14 protein-coding genes are annotated in these 15,319 nt (G+C 43.8%); all 14 read left to right on the top strand.

All coding sequences use genetic code 11. From position 1 onward, the window contains the following. Positions 1 to 4: 4 nt before the first annotated feature. The 14 genes from xseB to T359_RS0103420 all read left to right on the top strand — a co-directional run bounded on the left by xseB (position 5) and on the right by T359_RS0103420 (position 15,259). Positions 5 to 241: an exodeoxyribonuclease VII small subunit gene (gene xseB / locus T359_RS0103485; RefSeq protein WP_026516271.1), complete on the top strand. Its 237-nt coding sequence runs from the start codon at positions 5 to 7 to the stop codon at positions 239 to 241. Beyond that, positions 242 to 1,180, top strand: a complete 939-nt coding sequence (locus tag T359_RS0103480; protein ID WP_026516270.1) for a polyprenyl synthetase family protein — start codon at positions 242 to 244, stop codon at positions 1,178 to 1,180. Between the two features lie 21 nt (positions 1,181 to 1,201). Next, positions 1,202 to 3,055: a 1-deoxy-D-xylulose-5-phosphate synthase gene (dxs, locus tag T359_RS0103475; RefSeq protein WP_026516269.1), complete on the top strand. Its 1,854-nt coding sequence runs from the start codon at positions 1,202 to 1,204 to the stop codon at positions 3,053 to 3,055. A 3-nt stretch (positions 3,056 to 3,058) separates the two neighbouring features. Beyond that, complete coding sequence (locus tag T359_RS0103470; protein WP_026516268.1) at positions 3,059 to 3,961, top strand: TlyA family RNA methyltransferase; 903 nt, start codon at positions 3,059 to 3,061, stop codon at positions 3,959 to 3,961. A gap of 2 nt (positions 3,962 to 3,963) precedes the next feature. Further along, positions 3,964 to 4,809: an NAD(+)/NADH kinase gene (locus T359_RS0103465; RefSeq protein ID WP_026516267.1), complete on the top strand. Its 846-nt coding sequence runs from the start codon at positions 3,964 to 3,966 to the stop codon at positions 4,807 to 4,809. Between the two features lie 53 nt (positions 4,810 to 4,862). Continuing rightward, the gene (locus tag T359_RS0103460) at positions 4,863 to 5,318 is read left to right on the top strand and encodes an arginine repressor (protein WP_026516266.1); all 456 of its coding nucleotides are present in this window, start codon (positions 4,863 to 4,865) and stop codon (positions 5,316 to 5,318) included. A gap of 73 nt (positions 5,319 to 5,391) precedes the next feature. Beyond that, positions 5,392 to 7,080 carry a DNA repair protein RecN gene (gene recN, locus T359_RS0103455; protein WP_026516265.1) on the top strand — a complete coding sequence of 563 codons (1,689 nt, stop codon included), beginning with the start codon at positions 5,392 to 5,394 and terminating at the stop codon, positions 7,078 to 7,080. An 18-nt stretch (positions 7,081 to 7,098) separates the two neighbouring features. Further along, complete coding sequence (locus T359_RS0103450) at positions 7,099 to 7,764, top strand: DUF1836 domain-containing protein (protein WP_026516264.1); 666 nt, start codon at positions 7,099 to 7,101, stop codon at positions 7,762 to 7,764. Positions 7,765 to 7,782: 18 nt separating this feature from the next. Further along, the gene (locus T359_RS0103445) at positions 7,783 to 10,227 is read left to right on the top strand and encodes an ATP-dependent helicase (protein ID WP_026516263.1); all 2,445 of its coding nucleotides are present in this window, start codon (positions 7,783 to 7,785) and stop codon (positions 10,225 to 10,227) included. 81 nt (positions 10,228 to 10,308) lie between these two features. Then, on the top strand, positions 10,309 to 10,575 hold the full coding sequence (locus T359_RS0103440; protein WP_026516262.1) for a hypothetical protein: 267 nt from the start codon (positions 10,309 to 10,311) through the stop codon (positions 10,573 to 10,575). A 10-nt stretch (positions 10,576 to 10,585) separates the two neighbouring features. Further along, a complete protein-coding gene (rlmD, locus tag T359_RS0103435) occupies positions 10,586 to 11,998 on the top strand; it encodes a 23S rRNA (uracil(1939)-C(5))-methyltransferase RlmD (RefSeq protein WP_026516261.1) in 1,413 nt (470 codons plus the stop codon). Positions 11,999 to 12,778: 780 nt separating this feature from the next. Then, a complete protein-coding gene (locus tag T359_RS0103430; protein WP_026516260.1) occupies positions 12,779 to 13,582 on the top strand; it encodes a hypothetical protein in 804 nt (267 codons plus the stop codon). A gap of 204 nt (positions 13,583 to 13,786) precedes the next feature. After that, a complete protein-coding gene (locus tag T359_RS0103425) occupies positions 13,787 to 14,131 on the top strand; it encodes a hypothetical protein (RefSeq protein WP_026516259.1) in 345 nt (114 codons plus the stop codon). 81 nt (positions 14,132 to 14,212) lie between these two features. Continuing rightward, complete coding sequence (locus T359_RS0103420) at positions 14,213 to 15,259, top strand: serine hydrolase domain-containing protein (RefSeq protein WP_026516258.1); 1,047 nt, start codon at positions 14,213 to 14,215, stop codon at positions 15,257 to 15,259. Positions 15,260 to 15,319 lie beyond the last annotated feature (60 nt).

The raw sequence follows: 15,319 nt of genomic DNA, 5'->3' as shown, positions 1-15,319 counted from the left end.
AAATATGGCAACAAGGAAGAAAACAAATGAGGAAGAGCAGAACTTCTCAGTGGAGGCTGCCTTCAAGATGATAGAGGAAAAGATAAAGGCTCTTGAGGACGAGGATATTACTCTTGAGGATTCCTTTAAGGAATACCAGGAGGGAATGAAGCTTTTAAAGAGCTGCCACGAGGCTATTGCGGTAGTGGAACAGAAGGTTCAGAAAATATCTGAGGATGGAAGCCTGGAGGATTTTGAATAAATGCCGGATCAGTCATTTGAGAAAGAACTGCTGGAAAGAGCAGCTCACATAGAAGATGTTTTAAAGAAGTTTTTGCCCAAAGAAGAGGGATATGCAAAGATCTGTATCGAAGCCATGAACTACAGTCTTCTGGCAGGGGGAAAGAGGCTCAGACCTGTTATGATGCTGGAGGCCTACAGACTTTTTTCTGAAAATGCAGATGAAACTGTTGTGGAGCCTTTTCTTGCGGCTATTGAGATGATACATACCTATTCACTGGTTCATGATGATCTTCCCTGCATGGATAATGATGAGTACAGAAGGGGAAGAAAGACCACACATGCGGTATACGGTGCAGGAATGGCAACATTGGCCGGTGACGGACTTTTGAATTTCGCTTTCGAGACAGCTGTAAAGGGGGCAATGTCAGCCGGGGAGCTGCCGGATTATGACGGTGCAAATAAGAACAGATTTTTATCAGCCCTTGATGTTCTTGCCACCAAGGCCGGTATCTATGGCATGGTAGGCGGCCAGTGCGCAGATATCATGGCGGAAAATGCCGATCTTGGCAGTGATGAGATGAAGGATGTTCTCTCATATATTGATGAAAACAAGACCGGAGCTCTTATAGAGTCTTCCCTTATGATAGGAGCAATTCTAGGCGGCGCGGCTGACAAACAGGTTAAGATGATTGAAAAAGCCGGCAGCAATGTTGGAATAGCCTTCCAGATTCAGGACGATATCCTTGATATTGTGGGTAATCAGGAAGAGCTGGGAAAGCCTGTAGGCTCTGATGAGAAAAACAATAAGACCACCTATGTAAGCCTTTATGGTATGGAAAATGCCAAGAACAAGGTCAAAGAATTATCCGATGAGGCTTCAGCTATTTTGGCAGAGCTTGGCTTTGACGGAAGCTTTTTGGACAAGCTTTTTGAATACCTTATTTACAGGAACAAGTAATGACAGCGAAAGGAGCCGACAATGCTTCTGGATGAGATAAATAAAACAGGTGATATAAAGGGAATTCCCCAGACCAAATATCCTGAACTTGCTCAGGAAATAAGGGATTTTCTTATAGAAAAAATATCGGTGACAGGCGGCCACCTTGCTTCCAACCTTGGAACCGTTGAGCTTACCATGGCTCTTCATATAGCTCTGGATCTTCCAAAGGACAAGATTATCTGGGACGTGGGACATCAGTCCTATACCCATAAGCTTCTTACAGGAAGAAAGGATCAGTTTGACACCTTGAGGCAGTATGGAGGAATCAGCGGATTCCCCAAGAGATGTGAATCTGACACGGACTGCTTTGATACGGGACACAGCTCGACCTCCATTTCAGCAGGACTTGGAATGGTCAAGGCAAGAGACCTCATGGGAGAGGATTACGCCGTTGTTTCAGTTATAGGTGACGGCTCCCTCACAGGAGGCCTGGCCTATGAGGCCCTTAACAATGCGGCAAAGCTGGAGACCAATTACATTATTATTCTAAATGACAATGAGATGTCCATCTCCGAGAGCGTTGGAGGAATGAGAAGATACCTGGATTCCGTCCGTACTGCGGAAGGATATCTTAATCTTAAATGGGATGTGTATGAGCAGCTTCGTAACTCCAATCCCAAGATGGTAGACGGCATCAGACGTGCCAAGAACAGTTTCAAGCAGCTCTTCATTCCGGGAATGGTATTTGAGAACCTGGGAATTACCTATCTGGGGCCTGTGGACGGACATAATACCGCTGCCCTTGTAAGAACCATCAAGGAGGCCCGCAAGGTCAAAAAGGCGGTTATGATCCATGTTATGACCAAGAAGGGTAAGGGCTATGAACCCGCAGAGAGACATCCTGCCAGATTCCATGGCACGGAGCCTTTTATCGTGGAGAACGGACTTCCCAGAAATCCCAGGACCACAGCCAACTATCAGGATATTTTCAGCACTGTTATGTGTAAGCTTGGGGCAAGGGATGACAAGGTTGTGGCTATAACAGCAGCCATGGCTGACGGAACAGGACTTAAGAGATTCAGGAATATGTATCCCGACAGATTTGTGGATGCAGGAATTGCAGAGGAGCATGCGGTTACCTTTGCGGCGGGCCTGGCAGCCGGCGGATACAAGCCTGTTTTTGCAGTATATTCCTCATTTTTACAGAGGGCTTATGATCAGATCTTGGAGGATGTGTGCCTCCAGAATTTACCGGTTACCTTTGCCATTGACAGAGCCGGACTGGTAGGAAGCGACGGAGAGACCCATCAGGGTATTTTTGATCTGTCATTTCTTTCTTCAATGCCCAATATGACTATTATGGCTCCCAAGAATAAATGGGAACTTTCGGATATGCTCAAATTTGCGGTCAATCTTGGCTCTCCTGTGGCCATCAGATACCCAAGAGGCAATGCTTATGCGGGCCTTTCTGATTTCAGAGCTCCTATTGAGTATGGCAAATGTGAGCCTATTTACGAGGAGAAGGATGTCTGCCTTATGGCTGTGGGCTCCATGGTCAAGATCGCCGAGCAGGTAAGGGAGATCCTTAAGAACAGCGGAATCAGATGCTCCCTTGTGAATGCGAGATTTGTTAAGCCTATAGATACTGAGTACGTTCATCTGGCCTCCAGGGACCACAAGCTGTTTGTGACCATGGAAGAGAATGTAGCCAGTGGCGGTTTCGGTGAGAAGGTAAGAGCATATATTGATGAGCACAGACTGGATGCAACCGTGCTTCAGATCGCGATCCCGGATAAGTTTGTAACCCATGGAAATGTTGACAAACTCAGGGAAGAGCTGGGCATTGATGCGGAATCCATTGCGGAAAGAGTATTACGAGAGATACAAAGGTGATTTATGGCTAAGGATAAAGAGAGACTGGATGTCCTTCTGGTAGAAAGAGGACTTGCACCTTCCAGAGAGAAGGCCAAGACACTTATTATGGCCGGTGACGTTTTTGTTAACGGTCAGCGTGAGGACAAGCCGGGAACTACATTTTCAGAGGATAAGATCACTTCCCTGGAGGTCAGAGGAGAGAAGCTCCCCTACGTCAGCAGAGGCGGTCTTAAGCTCGAAAAGGCAGTTAAGAATTTTGATTTTTCTTTAAAAGATAAGGTTTGCATGGATATAGGTGCTTCCACCGGAGGCTTTACGGACTGCATGTTGCAGAATGGTGCCACAAAGGTGTATTCCGTGGATGTGGGCCACGGCCAGCTGGACTGGAAGCTGAGAAGTGATGAGAGAGTGGTCTGCATGGAAAAGACCAACTTCAGATATATGGTAAGGGATGACATTCAGGATGATCTTGATTTTGCATCCTGTGATGTGTCTTTTATCTCCCTGACCAAGATCCTTCTTCCAGCAAGACGCCTTCTTAAGGACGGCGGCGAGATGGTGTGCCTTATCAAGCCCCAGTTTGAAGCGGGAAAAGAGAAGGTTGGTAAAAAGGGCGTTGTCAGAGAACCTAAGGTTCACGAGGAAGTAGTTCACAGAATCATAGATTTTACCGCCATTGCAGGATTTGAGGTTCTGCATTTGGATTTTTCTCCTATCAAGGGACCTGAGGGAAATATAGAATATCTGGTTCATATCAGAAAGAATCCCGAGATGAACGAAGAGGTGGCAGAGCTCACCGAGGCGGAGGGAGAGAAGAAGCTTCATGATATAGAAGCAGAGAAAAGCGGATTTTCACATACCAAAGAAATGAATGACCTCATAACAAAAACCGTGGCAGCGGCCCATGGAAATCTGGATGTGTAAGAATGGAACACTTTTGCATAGTTACTAATAAGAGTAAAGATGCGGACCTGGGGGTTACGCATTATATAAGGGACTATCTTCTGGCTCGGGGGAAGACCTGTGACATCGCGGAGGATCTGAAAACTCCGGTGGATACCACGGGGGCCAGGAAGTTTATGAGTACTATTCCGGAGAATACGGACTGCGTCATTGTTCTCGGGGGCGACGGTACTATGCTTCAGGCTGCCAGGAGCATTGCTTTTATGGATATTCCGCTTATCGGTGTTAATCTTGGAACCGTGGGATATCTTGCAGAGGTTGAAAAGGGCAGTATTGATGAAGCTCTTGAGAGAATTCTTTCAGGGGATTTTTACACAGAAGAAAGAATGATGATAAAGGGAAGCATAGGCGAGAAAAAGGACTATGCCCTTAATGATATCGTGGTTACCAGATCTTCCACGATTCAGGTCATCAATTTCAATATTTACATAAATGATATGCTTTTAGCCTGCTATCATGCGGATGGTGTTATTATTTCCACCCCCACAGGTTCTACAGGCTACAATATGTCAGCGGGAGGCCCCATAGTTGAGCCCTCTGCCAATATGATACTGGTGACCCCCATCTGCCCACATACTCTGAACTCCAGAAGTATGGTGCTTTCGGCAGATACCAAGATCTCCATTGAGATTGGGCCCTGGAAGGATGATTCCACTCAGAATGTGATCGCTTCCTTTGACGGAAGCGGAGTTATCAATCTCAAGACCGGGGACAGGATTGAGATCATCAAGTCCAAAAAGACCACCAAGATAATCAAGCTAAACCGAGTCAGCTTCATTGAAGTTCTTGGAAAAAAATTTGATAAATGATTATAATGAACTAGTCAGGGAACTAGTATCTTTTCAGGAAAAGGAGACTTGATATGAAGAGAAACAGACATGACAAGATTATCGAGATCATTGCCAAAAATGTAGTTGAGACCCAGGAGCAGCTGGCATGCCTTCTTAAACAGGCAGGCTATGATGTTACCCAGGCCACTGTTTCAAGAGATATAAGACAGATGAAACTTACCAAGCAGGTAACCGAGGACGGAAGACAGAAATATGTTTATACCACAGCAGACAGTGATGTTATGCAGGATAAGTATGTAAGTGTACTTAAGGCAGGCTATCTCAGCATGGATACAGCTCAGAACCTGATCGTTGTCAGAACTGTTTCAGGTATGGCAATGGCTCTTGCAACTGCTATTGATGCTCTGGATTTTCCGCAGGTACTTGGATGTATCGCAGGTGATGACACCATCATGGTTGCCCTTAAGAACAATGAAGAGGCGACACAGGTTATGAATGAAATGCAGAAAATGATCAAGGAAAACTGATTCCTGGTCATTTCGATATATTTGCTCTAACAGGCAAGGCGGGGAACTCATTTTTTAGAAGGATGAGGATAATATGTTATACACTTTACACGTGAAAAATCTTGCTCTTATCAAGGAGCAGGAGATCGAGTTTGGGAAGGGGCTGAACATTTTAACCGGTGAGACCGGAGCAGGTAAATCTGTGGTGATCGGATCGGTTAACCTGGCCCTTGGAGGAAAGGCTGACGGCAGCCTTATAAGAACCGGGGAGGAATATGCACTGGTTGAGTTGACCTTTGGAATTGAAAGCGATGCTCAGAGGAAACTCCTTGAAGAGATGGACATTCCCATCGAGGAGGATGGAAGTCTTACCATTCAGCGCAAGCTGATGGGAAGCAGGAGCGTGTCCAAGGTTGGCGGGGAGACCGTTACAGCCAGACAGCTTAAGGAAATCTCTAACATTCTTATAAATATCCACGGACAAAATGATCATCAGGAACTTCTTCACAAAAAGAAACACATGGAGATTCTTGATGATTATTGTATGGATAGGTTAAAAGACCTTTTCGAAGAACTCTCAACTGAGTACAAAAAAATGAAGGATATCTCTGATAAACTGTCAGAGACAGAGATTGATGAAGCTTCAAGGATAAGGGAGCAGGAACTCCTTGAGTTTGAAGTGCAGGAGATCTCGGATGCTGCGGTAGTTATTGGCGAAGATGAAAAGCTGGAGAATGCTTATCACAAGATGGTCAACAGCCGCAAGATATCAGAGGCTGCCTATGCGGCATCATCCATGACAGGATCGGGAGAATCAGAAGAAAGCGCTTCTGACATCATAGGAAGAGCTGTGAGGGAGCTTTCATCTGTGGCATCCTACGATCAGGAGCTCCAGGGACTTCTGGACCAGCTCTCTGATGTGGAGAATCTTTTAAGCGATTTTAACAGATCTCTTTCAGGCTATATCAAGGACCTTGAGTTTGATGACGAGGAGTTTAAGGTAACAGAGGACAGGCTCAATATCATCAATCACCTGAAGGATAAGTACGGTGGAAGCCTTGAGGCGGTTTTAAAGGCTCTCGACGAAAAACAGGAAAGACTTGATACTTTATCGGATCTTGATCAGTACAGAAACAGACTCACCAGGGAATATGAGGCTTCAAAACAGACAGTTTTAAAGCTTTGTGCCGATATTTCAGCCATTAGAAATGAAGGTGCCAGGGTTCTTGAAGAGAAGCTTAAAGATGCACTTATAGATCTTAATTTCCTTGATGTGAGATTCAATATAGAGGTTAGAAGCAATCCTGATAATGCAACCTCGAGAGGATATGATGATGTGGAATTTATGATATCCACCAATCCCGGAGAGGCCTTAAGGCCCCTTGAGAAGATAGCCAGCGGAGGTGAGCTCTCAAGAATTATGCTTGCTCTTAAGACAGTGGTTGCGGATAAGGATGACATCAGCACTCTGATCTTTGATGAGATCGATGCCGGAATCAGCGGAAAGACCGCATGGAAGGTCTCCAGAAAGCTGGGAGAACTGGCAAGAGATCATCAGATCATTTGCATTACTCATCTGCCACAGATCGCGGCCATGGCAGATACTCATTTTATGATAGAAAAAGGACTTGACGAGGGCAGGACCGTAACGGGAATATTTGCCCTCGATGAAGAAGCTTCAACAGGGGAACTTGCTAGGCTCCTGGGAGGAGAAAAGCTGACAGAGGCTACACTCCAGAACGCCCGAGAGATGAGGAAGGAAGCCAGAGAAGCCAAGGCTTGATAAAAAGGACATAAGAAAATGACTATAGATAATGATGATCTTATGAATAGTGTTATAGCATCCCTTGGAAGGATCAATCCGATTCCTTTGGAGGATATGCCGAATATTGATCTGTATATGGACCAGCTCACTACCTTTATGTCTGAGCGCCTCAAGCGCACCACCAGACATCCTGACGTGGACAAGGTCCTTACCAAGACCATGATCAATAACTATGCCAAGAATGACCTTCTTCCGCCACCTGTCAGGAAGAAGTATTCCAAGGATCATCTTATTTTGCTGATCTTCATTTACTACTATAAGAATCTTTTGTCCATTAATGACATTCAGACTCTTATAACTCCCCTTAAGGAGCGATTTCATGTAAGTGATGATGAGCTGAACTTAAGTAAGATCTACAATACTGCCTTTGAACTTCAGAATGAAGAGTTAGAGCCTTTGATCGAGGATCTTAAGAAAAAATATGACAGGTCACTTCAGACTTTTTCCGACATGGATATAGATGAAGAAGAGAAAAAGAGAATGCAGATGTTCTCTTTCATATCTCTTTTATCCTATGACGTTTATATCAAAAAGCTTCTCATAGAGAAAATCCTGGATAACATAACGGACAAGGAGCTTGCTGAGAAAAACAAGGAAAAGGCCAAGGCAAAGGAAGAGAAACAAAAGAAAAAGAATCAGTGATTATAAAGGAATTATTTAATGGGAATAAACGATACACTTAATGCGCAGCAGAAGCAGGCTGTTTTTCAGACCGACGGACCGGTTCTTATCCTTGCCGGTGCCGGTTCGGGAAAGACCAGGGTTCTGACTCACAGAGTTGCGTATCTTATAGACGATTGTGGGGTAAACCCATGGAACATCATGGCCATCACCTTTACCAATAAGGCAGCAGGGGAGATGAGGGAAAGGGTAGACAAGATCGTGGGCTTCGGTGCCGAGAGCATCTGGGTTTCCACCTTTCACTCCAGCTGTGTGCGTATCCTTCGTAGATATGCCGACAGGCTTGGCTATGACAGCAATTTTACTATCTATGACAGCGATGATTCAAAGACTCTGCTGAAGGATATCTGCAAGAGATTCCAGCTTGAAACTACTCAGTTGAAACTCAGACAGATCACCAACAGCATTTCCAGGTGCAAGGACAATCTCGTATCTCCCGAGGAGTACTATGCGGCTTCCGGAAATGAGTTCATCAAATCCAAGATATCCAAGGCCTATACCGAGTATCAGCTGGCTCTTAAGAAGAATAATGCCATGGACTTCGACGACCTTATCATGAAGACCGTGGAACTTTTTAGAAATAATCCGGATGTTCTTGACTCCTATCAGGAGAGATTTAAGTACATCATGGTGGACGAGTATCAGGATACCAACTCTGCCCAGTTTGAGCTTATAAGGCTCCTGGCAGATAAATACAAGAACCTCTGTGTTGTGGGTGATGATGATCAGAGTATCTACAGGTTCAGAGGGGCCAACATCAGGAACATTCTTGATTTTGAGAAGTTCTATCCTGATGCTACCGTGATCAAACTGGAGCAGAACTACAGATCCACTCAGCAGATCCTGGACGCTGCCAATGCCGTTATCAGAAATAACTACGGACGTAAGGACAAGGCCCTTTGGACTGATGAGAAGGATGGAGAAAAGGCCAAGCTGATGCAGTTTGACACAGCTTACGATGAGGCGGAGTTCATAGCCTCCGATATCGGCAAGCTCAAGAGAAACGGCAAGCTTTCTTACAGTGAGTGCGCGGTTCTCTACAGGACCAATGCCCAGTCCCGTCTTCTGGAGGAGCGTTTCGTCCATGAGGGAATCCCTTATGATATCGTGGGGGGCACCAACTTCTATTCAAGACGAGAGATCAAGGACATCCTGGCTTACCTCAAGGTAATTGAGAGCGGCAAGGATGATGTGGCTGTTAAGAGAATAATAAATGTTCCAAAGAGAGGCATCGGCGGAACAACTATAGACTATGTGCAGAACTATGCTGACGAGAGGCAGATCACCTTTTTTGACGCCCTCTGCGAAGCAGATCAGATCGTGGCGGTATCAAGAAGTAGCTCCAAGCTCACAGACTTTGTCACCATGATAAGAGCCTTCAGGACCAAGCAGAAGATGATGTCTCTGGAAGAGCTTATGAAGGATGTCATTGAGACCATCGGATACATGGATTATCTTAAGACTCTGGATGACGAGGATGACAGCGGAGACAATGACAGAGCCCAGAACGTGGGAGAACTTATCTCCAAGGCAGCAGCCTATGAGGAAAATGATGAGATAGAGCTTCCGACCCTCACGGGCTTTTTGGAAGAGGTTGCCCTGGTGGCAGATATCGACAGGATCGGTGAGGACAATGAGAAAGTTCTTCTTATGACCCTTCACAGCGCCAAGGGCCTGGAGTTTGAGCATGTATATCTTGCGGGCATGGAAGAGGGCACCTTCCCAAGCTATATGACCCTTGAGAACGAGGATTCAGATCCTGAGGGCATTGAGGAGGAAAGACGCCTGGCCTATGTTGGAATCACCAGAGCCAAGAGACATCTGACCTTAACCGCAGCCAGAAAGCGAATGGTAAGAGGACAGACTCTTTACAATGATGTGAGCCGCTTTGTAAGTGAGATTCCATCAAGTCTTCTGGATAAATCAAAGGTGTCCGCCAAGGCAGCATTTTTATATGACGACGGCGACTCCATAGATGAATATGACGGAGTTGAGGACGATTTCAGAGGAAAAGGCGCCTATGAGAGCGGCATGGAGGACTACGGCAGGGGCTCAGGGATTAAAAAAGCCATTAAGCCCGGCAGCAGCTTCTCAGGAGGCAGTTCATCTCTTGCGGGAACCTACAAGATCAAGGCAAAGCCGGCACCACCAAAGCCAAGAGCTGTGCCCCAGAACAAGCCTTACCTGGCATCCGCGGCCAAGACCTATACCAAGGGCTCTTTGGCAGGGCTTTCCAAGGGAATGCCAACCTCCGCATCAAAACCTGAGTATTCGGAAGGAGACAGAGTTTCCCATGTGAAATACGGCATCGGAACCGTCACCGGTCTTGAGGAAGGACCAAGAGACTACAAGGTAACCGTGGAGTTCGATGAATGCGGACAGAAGATTATGTATGCTGCTTTTGCAAAGCTAAAGAAACTATAAAAAAGCCAAGTATTTTGGCACTGAGTATGGTTCCATGGTAAAATATTTTTATACTATTGTTTATTAGGAAAGGGGCTACAAATGGAAGTAAAATCTAAGATTGACGACATTATTGAAATGACACGTATCAACGAACTTCTTGATAAGAGAGAAGCTGCAAATGCAAAGAAGCCTTCCAACGTTATTCTCTGGATTCTTGCGGTTCTGGGATCAATTTCTGCTGTAGCAATCATTTCTTATCTGGTATATTGCTACATGACACCTGCTTTTGAAGATGATTATTATGATGATGACTTCGACGATTTCGAGGATGACTTTGACGACGACGATTTCATCAAGGAAAGTTAAGAATTAAAAAGTGAAGAAAAAAGATATAATAGAGGGAATTGTTAAGCGAGTAGAATTCCCCAATAAAGGAATAATTGAAACAGAAGAAGGGAAGGTCGTTGTAAAAAACGTCCTTCCCGATCAGAAAGTATCTGTTCAGATACAGAAGGTCAGAAAAGATAAGGCTGAGGGAAGAGTTCTGGAGGTTCTGGAAGAGCCTTCTGATTCCCATGAGAGCCCCTGCATCCACTTTGGAAAATGCGGAGGCTGCAGCTATCTTACAATGCCCTATGTTAAGGAGCTTGGTCTTAAGGAACAACAGGTGAGAAGTCTTTTACAGCCGGCCTTTGAGAGGCAGCAGGAGAGATGGACCTGGGAGGGAATCAAGACCAGTCCCGTTAAGTATGCATACAGAAATAAGATGGAGTTCACCTTTGGAGATGAAGTCATGGGTGGCCCCCTTTGTTTGGGTATGCATAAAAGAGGCGGCTTTTATGATATTGTAACTGTCAGTGGCTGTCGTATTGTAGATGATGATTATAAGGCTATTCTTTCCGCTACAGTGGACTACTTTGCTCCGATGTATGACAGGAAAGAGATCAGCTTTTACCACAGAATGAAGCAGGTGGGATACTTAAGGCACCTTCTTGTAAGAAAGGCTGTCAGAACCGGAGACATCCTGGTGGATCTTATCACAACCACTCAGGAGGAACATGACCTTACCGGTTTTAAAGATGCTCTTTTATCATTGGAGCTCACAGGCCGCATTGTAGGTATCCTTCATACCAAAAACGATGCTCTTGCGGATGCTGTAATTGATGAGGGCACTGAGATCCTCTATGGCCAGGACTTCTTCTATGAGCAGCTCCTGGGCCTTAAGTTCAGGATCACACCTTTCTCCTTCTTCCAGACCAACAGCCTTAGCGCTGAGGTTCTGTACCAGACAGTAAGAGGCTATATCATCAGTCTCTTTGACCAGAAGAAGATCAAGAAGGACGGAGTTATCTACGATCTCTATTCCGGAACCGGCACCATTGCCCAGCTCCTTGCGCCCATTGCAGAGAAGGTCATCGGTGTTGAAATCGTGGAAGAGGCGGTGGAAGCAGCCAAAGAGAATGCCAAGCTTAACAATCTGGACAACTGCGAATTTATCGTCGGAGACGTTCTCAAGGTCCTTGACGACATTGAGACCAAGCCTGACATGATCATCCTTGATCCCCCCAGAGACGGCATCAACCCTAAGGCCCTCCACAAGATTATCGGCTATGGTGTTCCATATATGATCTATGTTTCCTGTAAGCCCACATCTCTTGCCAGAGATCTGGAGATACTTCAGGACAACGGATATGTTGTTACCAGGGCTGTTGCTGTAGATCAGTTCCCTTGGACCAGTCATGTGGAAACCGTCGTCCTGTTAACGAAGACGAGCGTTAGCGAAGGCTGAGTGTTACAGGCGCGGTTGTTCTGGATTGCCCATGAAATGGGCAATAGCAGAACTTCCGTGTGAAAAAGTGGTGAGAAGCCAACGGGGTTGAACCGCTTGGTTGACTTTTATTGAGAGTATATTATAATTCATTTCTGAGATTATTCTAGTTATCGCGGCTGGCGCACCAGCCGCGTATCTATTCCGCACAATGGCTTGAGGCTGTTGTGATCGGATAATCCGCATAATTGCAGTTTTATGCCATTATGATCGGAGAATTTCCAAGATTTTTAAACAAGATTTGTTTGGAGACTGTTGAAATTTGCTGTCTTGGGCTTTTCAACAGGCTGAAAGTTTTGGCTTTTTCTGTTGGAATTGATGAGCTGTAAGATTTCAACAGTAGCTTAAAGGGGGATTTGCCTGTTGATATTTGTAGTTTTATGAATTTCAACAGTAAGAAATTGGGCTATACATCTGTTGGAATTTGAACATTTATACTTTTCAGCAGATGAAACTAGCATTAAATATCTGTTGAAAAGACCAATTAGCCAATTCCAACAGATGAAAAGCTACAAATCATACTGTTGGAAACATGAATATCTTGATTTTCAACAGGTTATAGCGGGGAAAACAGCCTGTTGAAAATAAACAAAAGATTAAATTCAACAGACAAACAAGAGTAGGAGCTTCATGTGAGAGCAATAGGATAGTAGTACCAGAACATTTTGCTGACGCCAGCAAAATGATCGTAATAGACGGAAAAGAAAAATATACAGGCGTTAATAAAAGAAAAGAGGAAAAATGCAAGGATTAAAAGAATTACTGACAAATGAAGAAAATCGATTAAACAATATCAAGAAAATAGTTGATAGCAGACTTAAAGATGCACCTTGTGGAACTGTCAGAGTAACCACGGCAAATAAAAAGGTTCAATACATACAGTGTGTCGGAGATGACGATGGAGATGGATATAAGCTTTCATATATCAAGAAAGAAGATATAGCCCTTGCCTACTGCCTTGCCCAGAAGGCCTATGACCAGAAAGTAAAAAAGCTTGTAGACAGGAGGCTTAAGCAACTAGACAAGCTCACTATAGAATACGAGGACAATGAGATAGAAAAAATCTACAATAATCTTCATCCAATCAGAAAGACGCTTATCAATCCGGTAGAAACACCGTGGAAGCAACGGCTTGAAGAATGGAAGGCTATTCCATATGTGGGGAAAGAGTTTGCTCCGGGCATTCCGGAAATCTATACAAAGAAGGGCGAAAGGGTTCGTTCCAAATCAGAGAAAATTCTTGCTGATACTTTTTATGATCTTGGCATTGAATACAAGTATGAGTGCCCTCTGAAACTCAAGGGGTATGGAGTCGTATACCCAGATTTTACATTCCTTAGGAAAAGAGATGGCAAGGAAATCTACTGGGAGCATGACGGAAGAATGGATGATCCGGCTTATGCTGAAAAGGCTATACGCAAGATAAATTCATACATCACAAATGAAATATTTCCGGGAGAACGTCTTATAGTATCCTATGAATCATCTGGAGTAGTAATTAGTGATAAGATAATTAAGCAGATGATCGCGAAGTATTTATTCTGATCTGTCATTTTGGAGATGTTAGCAATATGATAAGTCCTGAGATTTTTGAATATTATCAGACATGCAGGTGGTGGAAGTAGTACTTGATTGTAGCTATTGAGGTTTATTTGCTATAACTTGGAATCATTGGCTATAATGATTTTTGTAAGAGCTATCTTGCAGGATAACTTTGAATTTGAAATCTGTATTTTAGGGGAAGACATAATGAAAAAGACCTTTATCGAGATGAAACTTTTTCAGGTAAAGCCTGATAGACTGGAGCAATTTGAAGCAAAGATTGAGGAAATCTCTGCAAATCAGCTTAAATGCGAAGGCTGCATGTCTATTAAGTATTTCAAGAGATTTTATACCATAGACGGGATTGAACTTGGTGAGTCACCAAGAGAGCTAACTAAGATTGTAAAATGCGTAAAGTACTACTCATTTTGGGAGTTTGATACCAAAGAAAACTATGGTAAGGCAATAAAAGTCTTTTTCGAAAATTATAACAAAGAGTTGCAAAAACTACTGATTGTCCCGTTCGATATTAATTTGGGATATTCAGTGTGATAGTAAGTTCTATCTGAATATTCTTAATAATGCGAACTGACAGTTATCTTATAACTATATGTACGATGGAGTGATAAGGATATGCTTAAAGGAGAAAGACTGTCTTTACATGATTCCACAAAGGGAAGGTTTCAGGGAATAAGCTGCGCTTATCTAAATTCATATTATAAGATCATGACAGTATATGAGGGATTTGCTGATAGAGAATGTGGCATTCCTGTGGATGAGAATACTTTATTTCCAGCATGCTCTATTTCTAAGTTCATTACTGCATTGTGCGTGATGAAGGCAAATGAGAAGGAAATAATAAATATCGATGCACCGATTAATCATTATCTGAGTCACTGGAAGCTTTGTACAGTTAATGGTACCGAGAGTGATGCATCTATACGCATGGTTTTGTGCCATGTTGCAGGCATAGTTGATGGGGAAGACGCATTCTATGGGCTTCGAAGGTCTGATCCTGCAATTAGTCTGATAGATATTTTAGAAGGAATAACATCTTATAATAATCGTCAGGCGCGTGTGGAAAAAGCGCCGGGGACAGAATTTGAATATTCAGATGCCGGCTACTGTGTTCTCCAGTTACTTCTTGAAGAGATTACAGAAAAGCCATTTGAAGATATTGCAAAAGAATATTTTTTTGATCCATTGGGCTTAAAGGAAACATTTTTCGCATCACAGGAGAATGTGGCATTTTACGAAAAGAATTATGTAATGGCCACCGGGTATGATGAAAATGGTCTGCCTATTCCCAAAAAGTATCCTCAGATTCCTGATCTTGCGGCATCAGGATTGTGGAGTACACCTAAAGAGCTATTGATTATAGCAAAGGAATTTGTTAACGCATCTAATGGCAATAGTTCTTTACTGAAGAACAAAACTGCTCATGAAATGGTAAAGCTGTTTGAGAGATTTCCTTGGATTGGGATTGGTTTGTTTATGGGAGGAGAGAATGAAGTCATATCCCGTGGTTGGGGAGAAAACGGACAAAGTATGTTGAAGATCAATTACCGTACCGGAGAAATAGCGGCTGTAATGACTAATCAGAATCCGGGAGTTGATCAGACAGAATCAGGGATAGAAAGGCTTGTTAATAATATACACCGTGAGTATAAGGCGTTATAAAAGAGATGTGTAAAAAGTGATAACTTTTCTGATTGTTTTATGAAAAAAATATAAGGTTAA

The sequence above is a fragment of the Butyrivibrio sp. MC2021 genome (assembly GCF_000621605.1).
GTDB lineage: Bacteria > Bacillota > Clostridia > Lachnospirales > Lachnospiraceae > Butyrivibrio.
The sequence above is the reverse complement of the archived record's forward strand: the minus strand, read 5'-3'. Positions and strand labels throughout refer to the sequence as shown.